General features: G+C 57.4%; 18 protein-coding genes and 1 tRNA gene. 11 read left to right on the forward strand and 8 right to left on the reverse strand.

All coding sequences use genetic code 11. From position 1 onward, the window contains the following. Nucleotides 1–107: 107 nt before the first annotated feature. Nucleotides 108–719 (reverse strand): DUF2939 domain-containing protein, encoded by a 612-nt coding sequence (locus EOV40_RS02840; protein WP_128104986.1) that lies wholly within the window; start codon nucleotides 717–719, stop codon nucleotides 108–110. Nucleotides 720–912: 193 nt separating this feature from the next. Here EOV40_RS02840 and EOV40_RS02845 point away from each other — a divergent pair, with 193 nt between their 5' ends. From EOV40_RS02845 to EOV40_RS02860, 5 genes are all read left to right on the forward strand, one after another. After that, nucleotides 913–1,725: a HesA/MoeB/ThiF family protein gene (locus tag EOV40_RS02845; RefSeq protein ID WP_128104987.1), complete on the forward strand. Its 813-nt coding sequence runs from the start codon at nucleotides 913–915 to the stop codon at nucleotides 1,723–1,725. Nucleotides 1,726–2,003: 278 nt separating this feature from the next. Then, complete coding sequence (locus EOV40_RS02850) at nucleotides 2,004–3,020, forward strand: SH3 domain-containing protein (protein ID WP_128104988.1); 1,017 nt, start codon at nucleotides 2,004–2,006, stop codon at nucleotides 3,018–3,020. Nucleotides 3,021–3,052: 32 nt separating this feature from the next. Beyond that, the gene (pyk, locus tag EOV40_RS02855) at nucleotides 3,053–4,513 is read left to right on the forward strand and encodes a pyruvate kinase (protein ID WP_087651461.1); all 1,461 of its coding nucleotides are present in this window, start codon (nucleotides 3,053–3,055) and stop codon (nucleotides 4,511–4,513) included. Further along, nucleotides 4,506–4,643 carry a hypothetical protein gene (locus tag EOV40_RS15125; protein WP_196332528.1) on the forward strand — a complete coding sequence of 46 codons (138 nt, stop codon included), beginning with the start codon at nucleotides 4,506–4,508 and terminating at the stop codon, nucleotides 4,641–4,643. The genes pyk and EOV40_RS15125 overlap by 8 nt, the downstream gene beginning before the upstream one ends. Nucleotides 4,644–4,657: 14 nt before the next feature. Further along, on the forward strand, nucleotides 4,658–5,872 hold the full coding sequence (locus EOV40_RS02860; protein WP_128104989.1) for an SMP-30/gluconolactonase/LRE family protein: 1,215 nt from the start codon (nucleotides 4,658–4,660) through the stop codon (nucleotides 5,870–5,872). 13 nt (nucleotides 5,873–5,885) lie between these two features. Here the strand turns inward: EOV40_RS02860 and EOV40_RS02865 are convergent, their stop codons facing one another. Together EOV40_RS02865 and EOV40_RS02870 are read right to left on the reverse strand one after the other, a co-directional pair. After that, the gene (locus EOV40_RS02865; RefSeq protein ID WP_050819372.1) at nucleotides 5,886–7,040 is read right to left on the reverse strand and encodes an MFS transporter; all 1,155 of its coding nucleotides are present in this window, start codon (nucleotides 7,038–7,040) and stop codon (nucleotides 5,886–5,888) included. A 64-nt stretch (nucleotides 7,041–7,104) separates the two neighbouring features. Beyond that, nucleotides 7,105–7,605 carry a hypothetical protein gene (locus tag EOV40_RS02870; protein WP_080986854.1) on the reverse strand — a complete coding sequence of 167 codons (501 nt, stop codon included), beginning with the start codon at nucleotides 7,603–7,605 and terminating at the stop codon, nucleotides 7,105–7,107. Between the two features lie 141 nt (nucleotides 7,606–7,746). On the opposite strand from EOV40_RS02870, the gene typA reads away from it, so the two are divergent. Together typA and EOV40_RS02880 are read left to right on the forward strand one after the other, a co-directional pair. Continuing rightward, the gene (gene typA / locus EOV40_RS02875) at nucleotides 7,747–9,564 is read left to right on the forward strand and encodes a translational GTPase TypA (RefSeq protein ID WP_050820348.1); all 1,818 of its coding nucleotides are present in this window, start codon (nucleotides 7,747–7,749) and stop codon (nucleotides 9,562–9,564) included. A gap of 354 nt (nucleotides 9,565–9,918) precedes the next feature. Beyond that, nucleotides 9,919–10,230, forward strand: a complete 312-nt coding sequence (locus EOV40_RS02880) for a hypothetical protein (protein ID WP_128104990.1) — start codon at nucleotides 9,919–9,921, stop codon at nucleotides 10,228–10,230. A gap of 184 nt (nucleotides 10,231–10,414) precedes the next feature. Here the strand turns inward: EOV40_RS02880 and EOV40_RS02885 are convergent, their stop codons facing one another. The 3 genes from EOV40_RS02885 to EOV40_RS02895 all read right to left on the reverse strand — a co-directional run bounded on the left by EOV40_RS02885 (nucleotide 10,415) and on the right by EOV40_RS02895 (nucleotide 14,297). Then, nucleotides 10,415–11,671: a D-amino acid dehydrogenase gene (locus EOV40_RS02885; protein ID WP_128104991.1), complete on the reverse strand. Its 1,257-nt coding sequence runs from the start codon at nucleotides 11,669–11,671 to the stop codon at nucleotides 10,415–10,417. Nucleotides 11,672–11,896: 225 nt separating this feature from the next. Next, nucleotides 11,897–12,913, reverse strand: coding sequence for an NAD(P)/FAD-dependent oxidoreductase (locus EOV40_RS02890; protein ID WP_003622489.1), 1,017 nt, complete (start codon nucleotides 12,911–12,913; stop codon nucleotides 11,897–11,899). 163 nt (nucleotides 12,914–13,076) lie between these two features. Continuing rightward, on the reverse strand, nucleotides 13,077–14,297 hold the full coding sequence (locus EOV40_RS02895; RefSeq protein ID WP_128104992.1) for an NADP-dependent isocitrate dehydrogenase: 1,221 nt from the start codon (nucleotides 14,295–14,297) through the stop codon (nucleotides 13,077–13,079). A 385-nt stretch (nucleotides 14,298–14,682) separates the two neighbouring features. Between EOV40_RS02895 and EOV40_RS02905 the strand changes: the two genes are divergently transcribed. Continuing rightward, nucleotides 14,683–16,725, forward strand: a complete 2,043-nt coding sequence (locus EOV40_RS02905) for a hypothetical protein (protein WP_244296993.1) — start codon at nucleotides 14,683–14,685, stop codon at nucleotides 16,723–16,725. A 270-nt stretch (nucleotides 16,726–16,995) separates the two neighbouring features. On the opposite strand, the gene EOV40_RS02910 is transcribed toward EOV40_RS02905, so the two are convergent. Continuing rightward, nucleotides 16,996–17,071: transfer RNA gene (locus tag EOV40_RS02910), tRNA-His, on the reverse strand. A gap of 72 nt (nucleotides 17,072–17,143) precedes the next feature. After that, entirely contained in the window at nucleotides 17,144–18,319 is a 1,176-nt protein-coding gene (locus EOV40_RS02915) for an aminotransferase (protein WP_128104993.1), read from the reverse strand. A 237-nt stretch (nucleotides 18,320–18,556) separates the two neighbouring features. On the opposite strand from EOV40_RS02915, the gene EOV40_RS02920 reads away from it, so the two are divergent. The 3 genes from EOV40_RS02920 to EOV40_RS02930 all read left to right on the forward strand — a co-directional run bounded on the left by EOV40_RS02920 (nucleotide 18,557) and on the right by EOV40_RS02930 (nucleotide 21,636). Then, nucleotides 18,557–18,895 (forward strand): P-II family nitrogen regulator, encoded by a 339-nt coding sequence (locus tag EOV40_RS02920; protein WP_003622497.1) that lies wholly within the window; start codon nucleotides 18,557–18,559, stop codon nucleotides 18,893–18,895. A 105-nt stretch (nucleotides 18,896–19,000) separates the two neighbouring features. Continuing rightward, on the forward strand, nucleotides 19,001–20,446 hold the full coding sequence (glnA, locus tag EOV40_RS02925; protein ID WP_003622499.1) for a type I glutamate--ammonia ligase: 1,446 nt from the start codon (nucleotides 19,001–19,003) through the stop codon (nucleotides 20,444–20,446). A gap of 83 nt (nucleotides 20,447–20,529) precedes the next feature. Then, complete coding sequence (locus EOV40_RS02930; protein WP_128104994.1) at nucleotides 20,530–21,636, forward strand: energy transducer TonB; 1,107 nt, start codon at nucleotides 20,530–20,532, stop codon at nucleotides 21,634–21,636. Nucleotides 21,637–21,645 lie beyond the last annotated feature (9 nt).

The raw sequence follows: 21,645 nt of genomic DNA on the forward strand, positions 1-21,645 counted from the left end.
TTGCAAGGCCACTTCATGCGTAGGCTGGCACTCTATTGCCGCCTGCGGGTGGGTGGCCTTTTTTATAAGGGCCACCCACATGCGCTAGGGAGAAGGCGGGTTAGATTTCAGGCGTTGGACGGCGCCGCAGAAGCCTGAAGCACTGGAGCCCGCGCAGTGGGGAATTCCACATTGGTAATTTTCCAGCGCCAGCCCTGTATCCGCATTTCAATGCGCAGGGGCGTTTCACGCTCATGCCCCGGCAGGGGCACTTCCGCCACAAACTGATCAAGCCGTGCAAACCTTACGGAAGCATGGGCCGCCAGAGAGGCGAAGGAAATATTGGGCTGGCTGACCGGCACCGCCGCCGGAATGGCCTGATCGACCAGCATGCCCAGATTGTTTTGCGTGACCGTGGTATCCACCGCATTGGAAACAGCGGTGGCAGCAAAGGATTCACCAAACTCGGGCAGATCGTCCGAGGTAGGCACAAGGTGCAGGCCATTCAGCGTCTGGTGCTTGATGGAGGCATCCAGCGCCCCCCAGTTGATGACCTGGCCAAGGGCCGTCATATCGTGCGCGTGCAGGGCGGAACCCACGCTCCACAGCGTGACAAAAGGGGAAGCCAGATACACACCCAGCGCTGCTGCGGCTGAGGCAACACATATCCCCCGCGCGGTCTGGCGCGGGGTCAGACTGGCTGCTCGGGCAGGTTGCCCAAACTGAGGAAGGGATATCATGTTTGCATTCCTCTTATGTTGATTTTGCAGGTTACTATAACAGAAGCATACCTCTGATGCACACTAACATGTCATGTTTTGGGTGTTATTACAAAAACGTGATTTCTGCCACAACACGAAGCATGATGGCTGTTTAACGCCATTCTGACCGATCGGTTCACTGCCTTTTTTACTTTTTTCAGGACGCCCCACCATGATTTCGCAGTTTTCTGAAGACGAGATCCAGCGCTATTCCCGCCACATTCTTTTGCCCGAGGTTGGCGGAATTGGGCAGATGGCGCTGAAAGGGGCTTCCGTGCTGATTATTGGCGCGGGGGGCTTGGGTTCACCCACGGCACTGTATCTGGCCGCAGCCGGTGTAGGGCGCATCGGGCTGGTGGATGATGATGTGGTGGAGCTTTCCAACCTTCAGCGGCAGATCCTGCACGCCACGGCAGATGTGGGCCGCAGGAAGATAGACTCCGCCCGCGCCACGCTGGAGGCCCTCAACCCCGGTATTGTGGTGGAAACACACCCCCAGCGGCTGGATGCGATATCCGCAGAAGGGCTGATAAGCCAGTACGATCTGGTGTGTGATGGGTGCGATAACTTTGCCACCCGCTATGTGGTGAACGCCGCCTGTGTAAAAACCCGCAAAGTGCTGGTTTCCGCCGCTGTGCAGCGGTTTGAGGGGCAACTTTCCACCTTTCGCCCGTGGCGCGGTGGGCCGTGTTACCACTGCCTCTACCCACAAACCGATGGTGAAGCCTCTGGCCTGAGCTGTGGTGAGGCCGGGGTGTTTGGCGCCGTAACGGGCGTGATGGGCACCTTGCAGGCCACCGAGGCCCTGAAGGAGCTGCTGAATATAGGGGAAAGCATGGCTGGGCGTTTGCTGATGTGGGATGCCCTGCGCACGCGCTTTACCACCATTATGCTGGAGGCAGACCCCAACTGCCCCGTATGTGGCGGCATGGGGGCGGAACATGCCCACACGCCCCAACAACAGGCCGCACCTTCTGCCGGGTAGGCAGTCACAAACACATATGCGGCTGCGACTCCTGTTGCACTTACGCATGCAGCACCTTCAGGCGGCGGAGAATACGGGTCTTTTCCCCAAGGGCTGTGCAGGCAGGGTGTGTTGGGCATAGGCTGCATGTGCGGGGCATGTCTGGCGGGAATGCAAGGTTTGGCTTAGATTTGCCGCGGCTTTGGCAGGGCAGGGCGTCCGCCCTTATCTGCCGCCACGCGCGGGATAAGGTGTGATGCCTCTTGCCCCGGCGCGTCTCTCTTGGCAGGGATGCAGGCATGATGTTCACACGCTCTTCCATTTTCCGGCTTCACCTGCTTGCCTGTGCGGCAGGCTGTGCCGTGGCTTTTGCCAGTGTTCCCACGGTTTCTGCCAATGCGGCAGAGCAGAAAAAAACCTCGGCGCACAGCCACCACGCGCATCATGCAGGGGCCACGCATGAAGGTGCTTCTGCCAAGGCGGGAAAAAAGGCTTCCGCCAAGTCGGACACCGCAAAGTCAGACAGTGCAGAGGCTAAGGCTACGCACAGCAAAAAGAGCAAGCATCATAAAAAGCACCACGTTGCTGGGCATGAGGCCACAGCCACACATACCGCTGCCGCCAAGCACCACCCTGCCGCCACGGCTGCCGCAGGGGCGGCAGCGGGGGCAGTTGCCGCTGGCACAGCCGCAGCAGATGCCGCAAACCCGGCCACTCCTCCGGCAGATGCCGCGCCAGAACCGCCAAAGGGTACCGTAACGGGCTTGCCGCTGCCACGTTATGCGGCATTGCGGGCGGATGAAGTGAACATGCGTGCCGGGCCGGGGCAGCGTTTCCCCATTATCTGGGTGTATCATCGCCGCGGTATGCCGGTGCGGATCGAGCGTGAATTTGATGTGTGGCGTCTGGTAGAAGACCCCACGGGCCAGAAGGGCTGGATGCAGCAGGCCACCCTTGCAGGCGGGCGAGATTTTCTGGTGCCGGGTGAACCCCCGGGGGATGATGCCCCCATAGCACCCAAGCTGGACAAGAATGGTGAGAAAATTCCCGCATCCGGCCACATGGATACGCGCGTTGTAGAAACAGTGCCCACGCTGGATGATGCCAAAAGCATTGCGGGTGCCGTTATGCTTCGTGCAAGTGCCAGTGATGACGCCCCCGTTGTAGCGGTGCTGAAACCGGGTGCTGTAGGCTCTGTTAAGGAATGTGCGGCGGGGTCTGCCTGGTGCAGGGTTTCCGTTAAACAGTATAATGGCTGGGTGCCACGCAAGGCGATCTGGGGTGTGGATGCTGATGAGGCCGTTAACCCCTCCTGAAAGACCCCAGCGGACTAGAAGGAGAAACAGATATGGCTGAATCCACACAACAGGGTTCGGGCGCAGAACAGGCGCAAACCTGCCGTACTAAAATTGTGGCCACACTCGGCCCGGCTTCTTCAGATTATGCAACCATCCGCGATCTGGCTTTGGCCGGGGCGGATGTGTTCCGCTTCAACTTCTCCCACGGCACGCATGAAGATCACGCCGCCCGCCACGCCATTGTGCGGCGGTTGGAAGAAGAACTGGGCACCCCTATTGGTATTCTGGCCGATATGCAGGGGCCAAAGCTGCGCGTGGGCCGCTTTGCCGCAGGCCGCATTATCTTGCAGCCGGGCGCCACCTTTCGGTTCGATCTGTCTGACGTGCCGGGGGATGAGCACCGCGTAAACCTGCCGCACCCAGAAATTATCAGTGCCGTGCGCCCCGGCAGCCGCCTGCTGATGGATGATGGCAAGCTGGCCGTTGTGGTGGAAAAGGTAGGGCCAGACTGGATAGAAACGCGGGTGGATGTAGGTGGCCCGCTTTCTGACCATAAAGGCGTGAACGTGCCGGATGTGGCGCTGCCTATTCCCGCCCTGACGGAAAAAGACCGCAAGGATCTGGCCTTTGCGCTGGATCTGGGGGTGGATTACGTGGCCCTTTCCTTTGTGCAGAGGGCCGAGGATGTAGCGCAGGCCCGTGCGCTGGTGGGTGAGCGCGCCGCCGTGCTGACCAAGCTGGAAAAACCGCAGGCCGTTGAAAATCTGGACGCCATTCTGGAACTGTCTGATGCAGTTATGGTGGCGCGTGGGGATCTGGGCGTTGAACTGCCGCCCGAAACCGTACCGCTGGTGCAAAAGCGCATTATTCGCGCTGCCCGCAGGCTGGGCAAACCCGTTGTGGTGGCCACCCAGATGCTGGAAAGCATGATTTCTGCCCCAACCCCCACACGGGCCGAGGCATCGGATGTGGCAACAGCCGTGTTTGATGGTGCAGATGCCGTAATGCTTTCTGCCGAATCCGCAGCGGGCAAATACCCGCGTGAGGCTGTGCGGATTATGAACCGCATTTTGTGGCGGGTGGAGGAAGATGCCGGTTGGCAGGCCCATATGGCCGCAGCCCGTCTGGCCCCGGAAGATTACGTGGCCGATGCCATTGCCAGTGCCGTGCAGCAGGTGGCAGATACGCTCAAGGCCCCGGCCATTGTGGCCTACACGCACCGCGGCCCCACGGCGCTACGTATTGCGCGTGAACGGCCCACATGCCCCATTCTGGGCATTACGCCCACACATACATCTGCCCGGCGCATGGCGCTGGTATGGGGTGTGCGGGCCTTTGTAAGCGCGCCACACAAGCCCACAACCACGGTGGAAGATGTGGTGGACGCCGCGCTGGATGTGGTCAACCGGGCGGGCATAGGGGCGGAAGGGGATTCCGTGGTGATAGCCGCCGGTGTGCCCTTTGGCGTAAGTGGGTCTACCAACCTTTTGCGCGTGGCGCGTATTGGCTGAAAACCGTGCAGGGCAGGGGGTTTGCAATGGCCCCATGCCCTTGCGCAAAGGGGTTGCCGCAGCCAAAGGGGTGACAGTGCAGGGCCAAGGCAGTATGCACCCGCTCCATATGGCAGAAATTGCCCGGTAAACGCAGGAGGCTCAATGGCACCCCCACGTAGCAGGCTGGCAAGACGCGCAATGCTGAAAGGCATAACCGCGCTTTCTGCAACCGTGGCGGCCCCGGTGCTGGCCCGTGGGGCGGATGAGGTTCTGCCCGATACCGTGCGCCCGCCCGATGTTACCACCAATCCGCCGCGCCAATGGGGGGTAAACGCTCCGCCCGTTTATACGCCAGACCCGGACGTGCTGGTGATTGATCGCTCCTTCCGGGATCTGCTGTACGGCAACGCCGCGCTGCACCGTGTGTGGGATAAAGGCACATGGCTGGAAGGGCCTGCGTGGTCATCCCAAGGGCGGTATCTGTTGTTTAGTGATGTGGTGGCCAGCCGGCAGTATCGCTATTTGTGGGAAACGGGGGAGGTAACGATTTTTCGCCCGGAATCCTACCACGCCAATGGCAACACGTTTGATTATCAGGGCCGCCAGATTACGTGCGAGCACTTTTTGCGCCGCGTGATCAGGTGGGAGCACGATGGCTCCGCCCATGTGGTGGCCGACAAGTTTGAGGGCCATTCCCTCAACTCCCCCAATGATGTGATAGCCCACCCGGATGGCAGCATCTGGTTTACCGATCCGGGATATGGAGACAACGTGGCCGAAGGCCATGCCGACATGCCGGGCGGTGAGGCCAACCCGGATGGGCATATCCGCTGGAAAATAGGGGAAGAACTTATTGGCACGCTGGGTGGTTCGCGCCGGCAGGCAGACCATACCTTCCGTGTAGATGCCACGGGCCATCTGGATGTGGTGCTCACGCAGGCGCAGTTGCCCAACCCCAACGGGCTGTGCTTCTCGCCCGATTTTTCGCGGCTTTATGTTATTTCATCCGGCAAGCAGCCGGGCGGGCATGGGCATGATGGAGATCAGGCCGTGCATGTGTTTGATCTGCACAAGGAGGAACTGCCGCTTTCCAACCCGCGTCTGTTCACCAACATGCGGTTTGAAGGTGTGCAGATGGGGCCAGATGGCATGAAGGCCGATGTGCATGGCAACATCTGGTGCGGTGTAAGCGGGCCGGTGGGGCTGTGCGGGGTGTTTGTGTTTAACCCCGAAGGGCACCTTATTGGCCGCATTCGTCTGCCGCAGAGTGTTTCCAACCTGACATTTGGCGGCCCCAAGCGCGATTGGCTGTTTATGTGCGCGGGGGATTCCCTCTACCGTTTGCAGGTGAACACCCAAGGCGCCGCCCCAGCCTGAGAAAGCGCAGCGGTTAAGCGCTTTTCTTCAGGAGCAGGGGCAGCAGGCCAAACAACGCACAGGTGATGGCGGCAAACCATGCCAGACCATCTGGCGCAGCGGCCATGGAACTGGCAGCCAGCGCAGGCCCTGCAAACGCGCCCGCACCCCATGCAAGGGAGCTGAGGGTGTAAATGGCTATCAGGTCTCCGCCTTTATAGCGGTCTCCCACAACAGACATGGCCACTGTGTAAATACTGGCAAACACGCCATCCCACGCAAACAGCACCGCATGGGCTATGCCGGGGTGATGGATAGCCACCGGCCACAGCAACGCGCCCGCCGCAGCCACCCCGGCTAATGAAACCAGAAGCCAGCGGCGGCTTGTGCGGTCTCCTATCCAGCCAATGGGAATCTGGAACGCAGTAGCACCCAGCAGCATGATGCTCAGTAACAGTGTGGCGCCATGTTCTGACCACCCGGAGTGCATGGCGTACAGCGCCAGAAAAGAGGTGGCGGCCGAATCCAGCATGGCAATCAGCAATGTTGCGGCAATGGCTATGGGGGCCAAAGGCAGATAGCGCAGCAGGCTGGGGCGTTGTGGAGGTGTAAGCTGCGGGTGCGGCAACCACGGCGCTGCCACAAGCCCGGTGGCAACCAGCAGGCCAATACTGGCACAGGCAAAGGGCAGGGCGCTGGTGCGGCCCGTTACAGTTAGCAAGGCGGGGCCTGCGGCAATGCCAATGGAAAGCAGCGTGCTGTAAAGCCCCATCACGCGGCCTCTGGCGTGGTCTGGCGTAATCTGGTTCAGCCAGCTTTCAGAAAGCACCAGAATAATCTCGCACGCAGCCCCCAGCACGGTGCGCAGGCCAAACCACACCCAGATAAACGGCAGCAGCGGAAAAAGGGCCAGCGTGGCAGCGCCCGTAAGCAAAGCCAGTGTAACGGCCCGCTTGGGCCCCAAGGCCATGCTGATGCGCGGGATAAACGGCGCAATGGCCAGAGAGCCCACAGCGTGCATCATGGTGTTGGCGGCAATCATGCCGGTGCCAAAGCCCAGATCCACCATTTCCAGCGTAAACAGGGGCGCACCCAACCCCATAACCAGCCCGAACATAAGCCCTACAACAGTAAGGGAAAGGGTGGGGGCGGCGCTTATGGCAGAACGCGCAGGAGGGTGAAGCAGCATAGGCTGGCTTGTAGCCGGTTGCGTGCGCCGGAGCCAGCCTTCACGCCCTTGGGCGTGCGCGCATTTAGAACAGTTTGTTGATAAGCGTGTTGCCAATGCCAAACCCCGCGCCAGATGCAAGGGAATGGGCAAAGCCGGAGTTGATCACATCATTCAGCACATTTTCCACTTCCGGCTTGACGGTGCTGAGGGCGGAGGGCTGCGGCGGGGCCACATTCTGCTGCACCTGTGTGGCAAGGGCCGTGTGCAGGGCCTGAAGCAGGTTGATAACCTGAGATTGCTCATCACGCAGGGAAAGGGCCAGTTCCTTCAGGTCCAGCAGCCATTCACGGGCCTGCATATCTCCGCCATCGGCTGCGGTTTGCATTTTGGCGCACAGCGTTTGCAGCGCGGTGGCAGATTGTTGGGCCTGTGCCTGAAACTGGTTGTAGGTTTGATCTATGGCCTGAATATCCATGCTAAAAACCCTTTCAATATAATGTGTTCTACGGTGCGGAGCACACCACCATAAGGGGGTAAATGCAAGCCGTGCGGCCTGTGTGCAGCCACCCCCGGTGGCAGCCATGATACGCACTGGTGAGGATTTTGCGTGCATTCCTGCGCGCGGGCGGCTATTTGTCTGGCCAAGCAAACATCAGCAAAGCCATTCTCCACCCTTTCAGGCAGAAAGCGGTGGCGTGGCCCGCAGGGAATATCAGGCCTTTACATGGATATCCGCAATATCGCCATCATTGCCCACGTTGACCACGGCAAGACGACTCTGGTTGACGAACTGCTCAAGCAGTCGGGTTCGTTCCGCGAAAACCAGCACGTTGCCGAACGCGCAATGGACAGCAACGATCTGGAACGCGAACGTGGCATTACCATTCTTGCCAAGTGCACATCCGTTGTCTGGAAAGATACCCGTATCAACATTATTGATACACCCGGACACGCCGACTTTGGCGGGGAAGTGGAACGTATTTTAAGCATGGTGGATGGCGCCATTGTGCTGGTGGACTCCGCCGAAGGTGCGCTGCCGCAGACCAAGTTTGTGGTTGGCAAGGCACTGGCCCGCGGCCTGAAGCCAATTGTGGTTGTGAACAAGATTGACCGTGGCGATGCCCGCCCCGATGAAGTGCACAACGAAATTTTCGATCTATTTGCAGCCCTTGGCGCAAATGATGAGCAGCTTGACTTCCCGATGCTGTTTGCTTCTGGCCGTCAGGGCTGGGCAGATGAAACGCTGGACGGCGCCCGCAAGGACCTGAGCCCGATGTTCGAGCTGATCCTGCGCCATGTGCCAGCTCCGAATCTGGATAAAGACAAGCCCTTCGCCATGACAGCCACCATTCTGGAAAGTGACAACTTTCTGGGCCGCGTGCTGACAGGCCGTGTGGAACAGGGCCGCGCCAAGGTGAACATGCCTGTTAAGGTGCTGCGGGCCGATGGCTCCGTGGTGGAAACAGGCCGCCTGACCAAGCTGCTTTCCTTCCGTGGTCTGGACCGCGTGGGTGTGGAAGAAGTGGAAGCTGGTGACATTGTGGCCGTGGCCGGTTTGTCTGAAGCCACCATTCCAGACACCATTGCCGCCCCGGAAGTTGAAGCCCCGCTGGAAGCTATTCCGGTTGATCCGCCGACACTGTCCATGACCTTCCGCCTGAACGATGGCCCGCTGGGTGGCCGTGAAGGCAAGAAGGTGACGTCTCGCCAGATTCGTGACCGTCTGTTCAAGGAAATCGAAAGCAACATTGCTATTCGCGTGACGGACAGCCCCGAAAGCGAAGCGTTTGAAGTGGCCGGCCGTGGTGAACTTCAGCTTGGTGTGCTGATTGAAACCATGCGCCGTGAAGGCTTTGAGCTGACAATCGGCCGCCCGCGCGTGCTGTTCCGCACCAATGAAGAAACCGGTGAGCGCGAAGAGCCTTACGAAGAAGTTACCATTGATGTGGACGAACCCTATTCCGGCGTTGTGGTGGAAAAGATGTCCCTCCGCAAAGGCCAGATGCAGGACATGCGCCCCTCCGGCGGTGACAAGGTGCGTCTCACATTCGTCATCCCGTCTCGCGGACTGATTGGTTATCACGGTGAGTTCCTGACCGACACGCGCGGCACGGGTATCATGAACCGTCTGTTCTCCCATTACGGGCCTTATGCTGGCACCGTGGAAGGCCGCCGCAACGGCTCTCTGATTTCTGCAGAAAACGGGGCAACCACGCAGTACTCCCTGTTCTCCCTGCAGGATCGTGGCACGCTGTTCGTGGATGCGGGTGAAACGGTTTATCAGGGCATGATCATTGGTGAGCATTCCCGTGAGAATGATCTGGAAGTAAACCCGATCCGTGAAAAGAAGCTGACCAACATGCGTGCCGCCGGTAAGGACGAAGCCCTGCTGCTGACCCCGCCGCGCCGTATGTCTTTGGAACAGGCTATTGCTTACATTGAAGATGATGAGCTGGTGGAAGTAACCCCATCTGCCATCCGCCTGCGTAAGCGGTATCTGGACCCTAACGAACGCAAGAAGCGCGCCAAGAAAGTAGACTGATTCTGTAACTTGTGGGCTGCCCAGCTTTTGGGCAGCCTGTAAGTGTGGCGCGTTTATGGTGTAGGCATATTTTTTTCGGTTACATCATTTTGTCACATACAGAAGTGCTTGAAGTGCTTTTTCCTATAAAAACCGCCTGTTACAGGGCGGTTTTTTTGGTTTTGCCCGTGCCAATATGGCCTGTTTACGGCTGTCAAGTGGCAGAGCGGTGATATGTGCAAAGATTGCACAAATTTTAGCTCAAGACGCTGTGCTTTTGCCGTGATAATAAGCAATGCATAAACCGGTCTATGTGCTGGATGCGGGGTTGTCCTGCATGAGGCGGATTGGACCACAGGTTTTTGGAGACATTCTATGATTTCTCGTCGTCTGCTTGCGGCTCTGTCCACCGTTGCCCTGCTGGGCGCTGCTGCTCCTTCCTTCGCTCAGGAAGCTGCTGCTCCTGCCGCACCTGCTGCTCCGGAAGCTGCTGCTCCTGCTGCTGCCCCAGAAGGCGCTGGTCCGGCTGCTGAAGAAGCTGGTAAAACCGAAGAAAGCAAAGGTGCAGCTGCCCACAAAGGCAAGCACAAAGGCCACAAAGGTAAGCACCACGGTGGCAAGCACCACGGTAAGAAGAAAGCCGCAGCTCCGGCTTCTGACGCTTCTTCTTCCGAATCTGCTCAGTAATAACCCGGCAGAAAGGGGCACTGCGTTACAGGCGCGGTGCTTCCTGCCTGCTGCGGCATAAAGCTGCGCACATTAAAAAGGCCGCTGGTGGTTTTGCCACTGCGGCCTTTTTTTGTGCCCGATGTAGAGGGCTGTTTTTTATAAACAGCTAGATCAGCGCCGCAGCGGGCAAGCCCGTGACAGCTTAGTTATAGCGGCTGATGGAAAGATCCAGCGCCGGAATATCGGGCTTTTTGCCGTGCACAAGGTCTGCAATCAAACGGCCAGAACCACAGGCCATTGTCCAGCCCAGCGTGCCGTGGCCGGTGTTCAGCCACAGGTTTGTAAAGGCAGGCACAGGGCCAATAACGGGTGTGCCATCTGGCGTGCAGGGGCGCAGGCCTGTCCAGTAGGTTGCGGCGGTCAGGTCTCCGCCGCCAAACAGTTCAGAAAAAGAAAGTTCCAGCGTTTCACGCCGGTCGGAGCTTAGCTTCTGGCTGTAACCCGTCAGTTCCGCCGTGCCACCTACCCGGATCCGGTTGCCAAGCCGCGTAATGGCCAGTTTGTAGGATGTATCATTCACGGTGGATGTGGGGGCGTGGGTTTCATCCGTAAGGGGCAGGGTGAGGGAATAGCCTTTTACGGGGTAAACGGGCAGATGCACGCGCAACGGGTGCAGCAGCAGCGGGCTGTAGCTGCCCATGGCCACAATATAGGCATCCCCCCGGAAGTGCCCGGCACTGGTGCGCACAGACATAATCTCATCCGCTGCGGCATCCAGACCCAGAATGGTGGTGTCATATACAAACTTCACACCCTTGGCTTCTGCCATGCGGGCCAGCCTTTGGGTGAAAATATGTGCATCGCCCGATTCATCACCGGGTAAATACAGCCCACCCGTAAGCAGATGCTTGGCATGGGCTAGGCCGGGTTCGTGCTCTAAAACCTGATCCACCGCCAAAAGCTGGTGCGGAATGTTGGCTTCTGCCAGCAGGCGCATATCGTGCTGGGCGGTGTCTATCTGTTTGTTGGTGCGGAAAAGCTGGATCAGCCCGCGCTGCCTGTCATCATACGTAATGCCGGTTTCTTCACGCAGGGCGTCCAGACAATCGCGGCTGTATTCGGCAATGCGCAACATGCGGGATTTGTTGATATCATACGCATGGGCATTACAGTTTTTTAAAAGTTGTTCCATCCAGCGCAGCATGGCCAGATCAAACCGTTTGCGAATAACCAGTGGGCTGGTTTTGGGGTGCAGCATCCACTTTGCGGCCTGAAGCGGCAGGCCGGGAGAAGCCCATGGTGTGGAATATCCGGGGGAAACCTGCCCCGCATTGGCAAACGATGTTTCAAGCGCTGGGGCGGGCTGGCGGTCTATCACCGTGACTTCATGCCCAAGGCTGGCCAGATACCAGGCCGATGTCACCCCGATAACGCCAGCGCCGAGAATGATGACTTGCACGGTTTTATCCTTACTCACAAGGCAGATGGATCAGGCAGGCACCATACCTTGCTGCGCCCAACCGCGCCAGAACCCGGAAGAAAACTGGCATGGCGCACGCTGTAGGGAGGTATGCGAGAATAACGCGCAAAAAGTGCCTAACCCATTGCACAACAAAGATGCGTTTATAAAAAATGGCGGCATGTTGTGCCCGCTTGGGGCCATGCCGCCATAATGGCGTGGGGTTTAGGCAGGCACACCTTTGCTGGTGGAATATTCAAAGTGCAACGCCTGATCCGGGTTCACAATGGGGTAAATGGCGTGAGCGGCCATGGCGGCTTCACTAAACCCTTGCAAAATCAGCTTCAGTTTGCCGGGGTAGGTGGCCACATCGCCTACGGCAAACACGCCCGGCAGGCTGGTTTCACAGCTTGAGGGCGTTACGGGAATGGTGGAGCGCATGGTATCCATACCCCACCGCGCCACAGGCCCCAGATCTGTTGCCAGCCCAAAGAAAGGTAGCAGCACATCGGCTTCCAGCATGCGGGTTGCGCCATCCAGATCAGCCACTTCCACGCCTTCCAGCGCGCCGTTCTGGCCGTGCAGGGCGTGGAGCTGATAGGGCACCACCTTTTCAATCTGCCCGGCGGCTACGGCCTCATCCAACTGGCGCAGGCTTTCCGGCGCACCGCGGAACCTGTCACGCCGATGCACGAGGTACAGCTTTTCTGCATTGTCTTTGAGGGAAAGCGCCCAATCCAGCGCGGAATCGCCGCCACCGGCAATAACAATACGGCGGCCTGCAAAATCGGCTTTGCGGCGCACATAGTATTGCACGGCTCCGGTATCTTCAAACGCTTCCAAGCCTTCCAGCGGCGGGCGGTTGGGGCCAAAGGCACCTGCACCGGCGGCAATAATAATGGCCTTGGCCTTTAGCGTGGTGCCCTGGTTGGTGCCCAGCGTAAAGTTGCCCCGGTGGCCTTCAAGGCTTTCCACCCGGTGCTTGAGCAGGCGCGGGATGTTGAAAGGGGCAATCTGTTCTTCCAGCCGGGCAATAAGTTGCGCGCCTTCTACGGCGGGGCAGGCGGGAATATCGTAAATCGGCTTTTCCGGGTACAGGGCTGCACATTGGCCGCCCACTTCTGGCAGCACATCAATCAGCACACAGTTCAGCCGCAGCATGGCGCACTGAAAAGCGGCAAAAAGCCCGGCTGGGCCAGCGCCAATTATGGCTACGTCTGTTTCTGCTGGCGTATCAGTCATGGCGTGGCGTGATGCTCCCTTATCTGGTTACATTAAAATACAGTTTCTGTTTTGCGCCAGCACGGGCCGGTGCGCAATGGCCTAGAATAAGCAACACCCCGAAGCAGAATTTGCTCCGGGGTGTGCAGATATGCTCATGGCAAAAAGACGTGCGGCAGAAAGTTCAGCCTTTGGCCAAGGCCTGCTTGAGTTTTTCATCCAGCACATCAAGGAAGGGTTGCGTGTCCAGCCATTTGGTGCCGTTGCCCACCAGTAGCGCCAGATCCTTGGTCATCTGCCCGCCTTCCACGGTATCTACGCACACTTTTTCCAGCGTGTTGGCAAAGTGCACAACGTCTGGCGTATCATCAAAGCGGCCGCGATAAGCCAGCCCACGTGTCCATGCAAAAATGGAGGCAATGGGGTTGGTGCTGGTGGGCTTGCCTTTCTGGTGCTCACGGTAATGGCGGGTGACGGTGCCATGCGCGGCTTCGGCTTCCACCACATCGCCCTTGGGGCTGAGCAGCACGGATGTCATCAACCCAAGGCTGCCAAAGCCCTGTGCCACAATGTCACTTTCCACATCGCCATCGTAGTTTTTGCAGGCCCACACATAGCCGCCCGGCCATTTAAGGGCGCAGGCCACCATGTCATCAATCAGGCGGTGTTCGTAGGTCAGACCCAGCTTTTCGAACTCGGCCTTGAATTCCTTTTCGTACACTTCCTGAAACACATCCTTGAACATGCCATCATAGGCTTTCAGGATGGTGTTCTTGGTGGACAGATAAACCGGCAGCTTGCGGTCCCGCCCATAGGAGAGGGAAGCACGGGCAAAGCCTTCGATGGAGGCTCGGGTGTTGTGCATGCCCAGCGCCACGCCGGGGCCCTTGAAGTCATGCACATCCAGCGTAATGGGCTCACCACCATCTTCGGGAATGTAGTTGAGCGTCACCTTGCCGGGGCCGGGGATCTTGGTTTCCGCAGCGCGGTAGATATCCCCATAGGCATGGCGGCCAATCACGATGGGCTTTGTCCAGTGCAGCACAAGGCGCGGCACGTTGGAGCAGATGATGGGTTCACGAAAAATGGTGCCATCCAGAATATTGCGGATAGTGCCGTTGGGTGAACGCCACATTTTTTTCAGCCCAAACTCCTTCACCCGTGCTTCATCGGGGGTGATGGTGGCGCATTTTACGGCCACGCCGTAGCGTTTGGTGGCTTCTGCGGCTTCTACGGTCACCTTGTCATCCGTGGCATCACGGTTTTCTATGCCCAGATCGTAATATTTCAGGTCAATATCCAGATAGGGCAGAATCAGGCGCTCACGAATGAAGTGCCAGATGATACGGGTCATTTCATCCCCGTCCATTTCCACCACCGGGTTCTTGACCTTGATTTTAGCCATAATACTGCATCCGATTCGAAGAGTGTCTTGCATTCGTTGCGCGCAGATGCGGAATACGCATAGGCATCATGCAGTGCGCGAATTGAGACTATAAGCAGGGATGCAACACTGCGCTGTTCACGATCAGGACAGAACAGGCCCTGTTGGGCGCAATGGTGCTTAGGCGCGGGCAAAAATCTTTGTTTTTTGCGGGGTAGGCCCTGTTATCACAAACATGTCAGGGCTGTGGGCGGATGGAGCATTCCATCCCGCTCAAGAGGTGCCGTGGGAGAGATGTTATGCTAACTCTGTGCATTATTAAGAAAAATGGCTGGCCGCCTGTATGCACGTGTCAGCCAAAATCATGATCCCGCGTATGGAACGGGCAGCCGGGGTAAGCTGAGGCATGTTTTCTTTTATATCATTTCACGGGCACATTCTGGCTCATCGTGATTTCTATCTGACGGGCATTCCGGTTGCGCAGGCCGTTTCTTCGCAGTGGAAGGTGGTTCAGTTGGACCCCGCAAGCAATAGTCTGCAAGGGTTTGCGGATATTGCGGTTGGCGTTGTGGAAGAGGGTGATAACAGAGGGCTGGTGACCTTGGGGGATGGTGCAAACTTTTTGTGTGCCAATCAGCATGCTGAACTGGCATGGATGCCGCATGTTCTGACATGGGAACGATTTGTGCCCGTGCTCAGCCAGCATGTGCCTTTGCTGGCCCGTCTGGCGCAGGGTAAATGGCTAATTCCCGGGCAGCAGCAGGCTGAACATGTTTCGTTTCATGAATGTGTGTTGCATCTTGGTGAGCGTAAGTGGGATCTGCGCACCCTTTTCCTACGTGAAAAAGGTGATGCCATTGTGATTTCCGATGGGCGTGAGCAGGAAATTGTGCTCCAGCCCAGCCCCATGGCGGTGCAAAAAACCTTTATGGCGGCGCTGTCTGCGCAGATACAGGCCATGGGGGATAGCCCGTTTGTGAAGGCTGCACAGGCTGCCCGCCAACGTTTGCTTGTAGCCCCCGAAGATTCTGGCTGTCTGCTGGAGCTGGCAAAAAACTGCGCCAAAGCAGGGCAGCTTGGCTTGGCGCGCACTGCGGTGTTGTGTGCGGCGTTGCAGGATTTCCGGCCAGATATCTCCTTCTTTTCTGCCATTCTGGCATTGCGGGAAGGTGAGACCAAGCAGGCTGCAGATTTGGCCGCTCTGGCTCTGAAAGGCCGGTTTGGCGATGCCCCCATACCCGAACAGCTTACGCAGTTGGTGCAGCGGACAGAGCAGGGAGAGGCCGCACTGCTTTTGCTGCCTGCCGCCTTGAAAGATCTGCCAGACACAGAAGAGTTTGACCCTGCCTTTAACGTTTTAATGGTGCCTTTGCCGGCCGCCATGCTGAGGGCAGAAGATGTGCGGCAGGCCTATTCCTACTTGTTTGAAGAAGTCGCCTCTGCCAGCACGCAGGAAGAACGGCTGCAACTGGTGCAGACCGATCTGGCGCAAAACAGAGCGCAATACTGGAACCAGGTTGTGTCGGGCCATTATGCATGGCTCAATCAGGATCGCGCCAGCGCAGACCCGCACTACGTGGCGGCCCGCAAGCTTTCCAAAGATTCCGGCATCAAGGCTATTCGCTACAATTCTGGCGTTTATACATGGTTGCCGGAAGCTGCCGCCTATAACCTGCACGACCAGCAGGTAACGGACGAGTTGGGCATTGCAGGCTGGAGCTGGCATTCCAGCGTAGCGCCCGATCGGACCGAGGCGGATACGCCAGATGCCTGTCTGGTTTTTGGATGTGATAATACGTATTTCCGCTTTGTACCCAAGCTTGTCATGTCTTTAATGCGGGCGTGTCAGGCACACCCAGAACACGGGCGCTTCCGCCTATGTTTGGGTGTGGATCGGCCCACGGATGAGCAGTTGATCCTGATGCGGGATCTTGTGTCCTTTTTCTCGGAAAAAGACCGTGGGATGGATGTGTCCTTCACGCACGGGCAGCTGAGCCATGCGAACGAAGCCACGTATCCCTGCATTCGTTACCTGATGCTGCCGCATATTGTGAGCCAGTGGCATTGCCCCGTGCTGATAGCCAATTGCGATGGCTACTTCCCGGAAGATTTCCCGGTCTTGTGGCAGGAGCTTACATCCGGTTCGGATTACGGGTTCCTGCTGAATGCTTACAACCATGAAGGCAAACAGATAAACGGAGAACCGTGGAGCTTTGGTACGGGCCTGTCCTATTTTGGGGAAACAGAGCTTCTGCCGCAGATCGGGCGGTATCTGCACAATTATGTGCAGCGGACATACAGCCCGGAAAATCCAACCAACTGGTGTATTGACCAGTGCGCACTGGCGCAGGCTTATGCGCGCTTTGTTGCGCCGCGCTGGAATGATTTGCGGATACGCTTCATAGAGGAAGGCGCCCCCCTGTTGGTGGTGCCGCACCCCTGCTGGTAATGCCACACCATGTAGGTGGCCAAGATACGTTTCTGGAACCTGAGGGTGCCGTTTTTGAACAGGGTTTATGCCAGTTCATGCAAGGCAACGTTTAAGAGTGTTTTGGCAAAAGCCGGTCAGACCAAACTGGCCGGCTTTCTTTTTTGTAAACTCAAGGCCGGGCAGCACAAAGCGCCGTGCAGTGGTTTATTCAAGCACTGTTTTAATGCCGTGTACGAAGCACAGGGCTGTTGCTGTACACATATCATTCAATTTTTTAAGGAAATATGCTGGGGCGAACGACGGGGCTTGAACCCGCGACCACCGGTACCACAAACCGGCGCTCTACCAGCTGAGCTACGTCCGCCGCACAGCAAGCGGACGTTTAGAGAAAACTGCGTCGTTCGTCAATCACTTCTGGCGTTTTTATATAGAAAAATCAGCTCTGGCGGCTTTTCCACTGTTCCAGACGGGCCACAGCTTCAATCAGCACCTCCTCACGCTTGCAAAAGGCAAAGCGAATCAGGTTGCGCGGGGGTGTGCCGCTTTGTGCATCGTAAAAGGCAGATGCGGGAATGGTGGTGACACCGGCCTGCTCTGTCAGCAGGCGGCTGAAGGCCATGTCATCCAGCCCGTTTGCCAGCGGGGTAATATCTGCCATCACAAAGTAACTGCCCTGGCAGGGCAACACGCCAAAGCCCACACGGGCCAGCCCGGCAGAAAGGATCTGGCGTTTTGTATCCATCTCCTGCGCCAGTTGGGTAAAGTAGGCGGTATCCTTGTTCAGCCCAAAGGCCACGGCGCGTTGCAGGTTGGGGGCGGTGGCAAATACAAGGTTCTGGTGCGCCTTGGCCACAACGGCTGCCAGTGGGGCTGGGGCGGTAACGTAACCCACCTTCCAGCCCGTAAAGGAAAAGCTTTTGCCTGCGCTGCCAATACGGATGCAGCGTTCACGCATATCCGGCAACGCCATGAGCGAGAGGTGCGGCGCGCCAAATACAAGGTGTTCATACACCTCATCGCAAATGGCGTAGGTATCATGCTGGCGCATCAGGTCGGCAATGAAGGCTAGTTCCTCGGCGGTGAACACCTTGCCGGTGGGGTTCATGGGGGTGTTTAGCACAATGGCCTTGGTGCGGGGGCCAAAGGCGTTCTTCAGGGCCTCACGCGGGAGCGCCCAATCTGGTGCTTCCAGCCGCACAAGGCGCGGGATGCCCCCAAGCTGGCGCACAACGGGCAGATAGGTATCGTAAAGCGGTTCTATCAGCACCACTTCATCGCCCGGTTCTATCAGCGCCATGAAGGAGGCTGCCAGGGCCTCGGTTGCGCCGGAGGTCACAACCACTTCCGATTCGGCATCAACGGGAATGTTCTGGAATCGGGCAGAGGCACCTGCAACGGCGGCGCGCAGTTCTGGCAGGCCTGTAAGGGGCGCATACTGGTTGCGCCCATCAAGCAGGGCATCTGCGGCCAGTTGCACCATGTCCTGCGGGCCTTCCGTATCAGGAAAACCCTGCCCAAGATTGATGGCGTTATGCTTGCGCGCCAGCTCGGACATAAGCGTGAAAATAGTGACAGGCTGGTTGGCAATCTGCCTGTTAAGCAATTTTGTCATTACAAAGTTCCTTGCCCCGCTGGCGGAAAGAGGCGAATAAGACGCGATACCGAAACATTTGGCGTAAACAGTTGATTTGGTGCTTTATCGATACAAATTTGCATCTGCCTGATTGCCCGCACGGGCAAGCCGTGCAAGTGTAACGGTATGGGGTGCCTTCTGCCTATAGGGGGAGGGGGTATCATGAACGGACAGGCCCAAAATACGGGCACAACAATGGTGTGTTGACGACGCGCGATGAAGAAGATCGAGGCCATAATCAAGCCCTTCAAGCTGGATGAGGTAAAAGAAGCCCTCCATGAGCTTGGGTTGCAGGGTATTACCGTGATCGAAGCCAAGGGTTTCGGGCGGCAGAAGGGGCATACGGAGCTTTATCGCGGCGCGGAATACATTGTTGATTTCCTGCCCAAGATGAAGATTGAAGTTGTTTGCCCTGCTTCCATGGTGGAGCGGGCGGTAGAAGCCATTTCCGCTGCGGCCCGCACAGGCCGCATTGGCGATGGCAAGATTTTCGTGAGTCCGGTGGATGACGTGGTGCGAATCCGTACCGGGGAACGAGGGGAAGACGCAATCTGATACGGCCCATGCGCAAGTATGGGGCGCGAACGTGCGCGTACATTATTCCCGCAGACCGCGTGCCCGCAAAGTGCGGCATGCTGACAAAGCTTAGGTGAAGAGAGCATGGTAAAGAAAACAGCTCCGGCGGGTGACAGCAAGGCTGCTGCAATTGCCAAGGTTTTTGATCTGATTCAGGAACACTCTGTGGAACTGGTGGATCTGCGTTTTACAGACCCAAAGGGCAAGTGGCATCACACATGCCAGTATGTCAGCACCATCGAGGAAGATAGCTTTACCGATGGCTTCATGTTTGATGGATCTTCCATCGGTGGGTGGAAAGCCATTAACGAAAGCGACATGGTTCTGCTGCCGGATCCCACATCCGCAGTGATGGATCCTTTCTCTGCTCGTCCGCAGCTGATCCTGTTCTGCGATATTATCGAACCTTCCACCGGGCAGCCTTACAACCGCGACCCGCGCTCCACCGCCAAGCTGGCTGAGCAGTACCTCAAGTCCTCCGGTCTGGGTGATACGGCATTCTTTGGCCCGGAAGCTGAATTCTTCATCTTCGACAACGTGCTGTTTGGTACCGGCCCGAACTACGGCAAGTATCAGCTCGACAGCATTGAAGGCCCCGATGCATCCCTGAAGGAATATCCTGAAGGCAACATGGGCCATCGTCCGGGTGTGAAGGGTGGTTACTTCCCCGTACCGCCAGTGGATAGCGAAAGCGATCTGCGCGCAGAAATGCTGGCAGCCATGGGCGAAATGGGTCTGGCTATTGAAAAGCACCACCATGAAGTGGCGCAGTCTCAGCACGAACTTGGCACCAAGTTTGAAACGCTGGTACGCGCAGCAGACTTCATGCAGATCTATAAATACTGTGTGCACAATGTTGCCAATTCCTACGGCAAGACCGCAACATTCATGCCAAAGCCCATCTATGGTGATAACGGCTCCGGCATGCACGTTCACCAGTCCATCTGGAAAGACGGCAAGCCCACATTTGCTGGCAATGGTTATGCAGACCTGTCCGACACGGCCCTGTATTACATTGGCGGCATTATCAAGCACGCCAAGGCGCTAAACGCCTTCACCAACCCGTCCACCAACTCCTACAAGCGCCTGATTCCGGGCTTTGAAGCTCCTGTGCTGCTGGCATATTCCGCCCGCAACCGCTCTGCTTCCTGCCGTATTCCGTACGCAACAAGCCCCAAGGCCAAGCGCGTTGAAGTACGATTCCCGGATCCCACAGCCAACCCGTATCTGGCATTCGCTGCCATGCTGATGGCTGGTATGGACGGCATCAAGAACAAGATCCACCCGGGCGATGCCATGGACAAGGATCTGTATGACCTGCCGCCGGAAGAACTGAAGCAGATCCCGACAGTTGCGGGCTCCCTGCGTGAAGCTCTGGAAGCTCTGGCTGCGGATCATGAGTTCCTGCTGGCTGGTGGCGTGTTCACCAAAGACCAGATTGAAAGCTACATCACCCTGAAATGGGATGATGTGTACCGTTTCGAACACACACCGCACCCGGTTGAATTCGAAATGTACTACTCCGTCTGATTTTCTTTTCCTTTTAGGGAAGATATCGGAAATAAAAGGCGCGGCTCCTTCGGGGGCCGCGCTTTTTTGTATTGGATTGCTGAATGGTATTGAAAACACGCATTTTTTCCGCGCTTGGGCTGTTGTGTCTGGCGGGGTGTGCAACCTCTGGTTCTGTGCCGGGCGGGCATGTTGCCACTGCGCCGCATGCTCTTGCACAGGCACAGCCCCCGGCATCTGCAACGGTTTCTGGCGCGGGAAACCCTGTGCTTTCGTCAGATCAGTCTTCCTTGATGAATGTCACCTCCCTGTCTCCTTCATGGGGGGAGGTTTACTGCGCGCAGGATATTCGCAAGCAGGCTGTGCAACTGCCGCTTCAGCAGGATGATAAGGATTATATTGCCAAAAGCCTGAAAGACGCCAAGCCGTTACAGGCGTGCTTTATTTACTCTCGCCCGGCTCCGGCACTCACACAGCCGCTGTTTACGGCGGATGGGCAAAGCAATGGCCTTGTGGTGATGAGCATGTACGTTCTTACAGGGGCGGATCTGGCGGATACCACAGCTCTGTCCTTCAATTCCCAAACATACAGCCGGTTTCTGCTGGGGGTGCAGTGGCCCAAAGCCCGCCCAACCGAGGGTGTTTCTGTGCAGTTACAGGCAGATACGCCAGACAGGCACCACTATAATTTTCCGTTGGTGTTTGCCAAAGATACGCCGCAAAAAATGTTCGGCATCTTTTTGCCAATTGCCACAGTGCAGGAACTTGCCAAAGCGCCTCAGCTGAGTGTGAAAGTTACGGTGCCGGGGCAGGCCCCCTATACGCTTCATTACGGCACAGAGGGTTTACCCAAAAGTTTGGAAACCCTGTACAACTGGCGCCACACAACGGAAGATAAGGACGAATACGCCGTTATCAACGCCATGTCTGCCGTAGATAAAACCGTGCGGCTTAACCGTATCAACACGGCAGCCCCCGTTTACCCGGCAGTGGAAGAAAACAAAAATCTGGAAGGGCGCGTGCTGGCGCGGTGCGATATTACGGCGGCAGGGGCCCCCACCAACTGTGTGGTGCTTAAAACCATGGGCGGCGCAAATTTTACAAAAAGCGCGCTAACATATTTGCAGCAGGTGCGTTTTGCCCTTTCGGGTAACAATGTTGCAGATGGTGTTAAAGGCCATGTATTTACCGTGCGCTTTAAGCTGGACTGATACGGCCAA

This window comes from Acetobacter oryzoeni (assembly GCF_004014775.2).
GTDB classification, from domain to species: Bacteria; Pseudomonadota; Alphaproteobacteria; order Acetobacterales; family Acetobacteraceae; genus Acetobacter; species Acetobacter oryzoeni.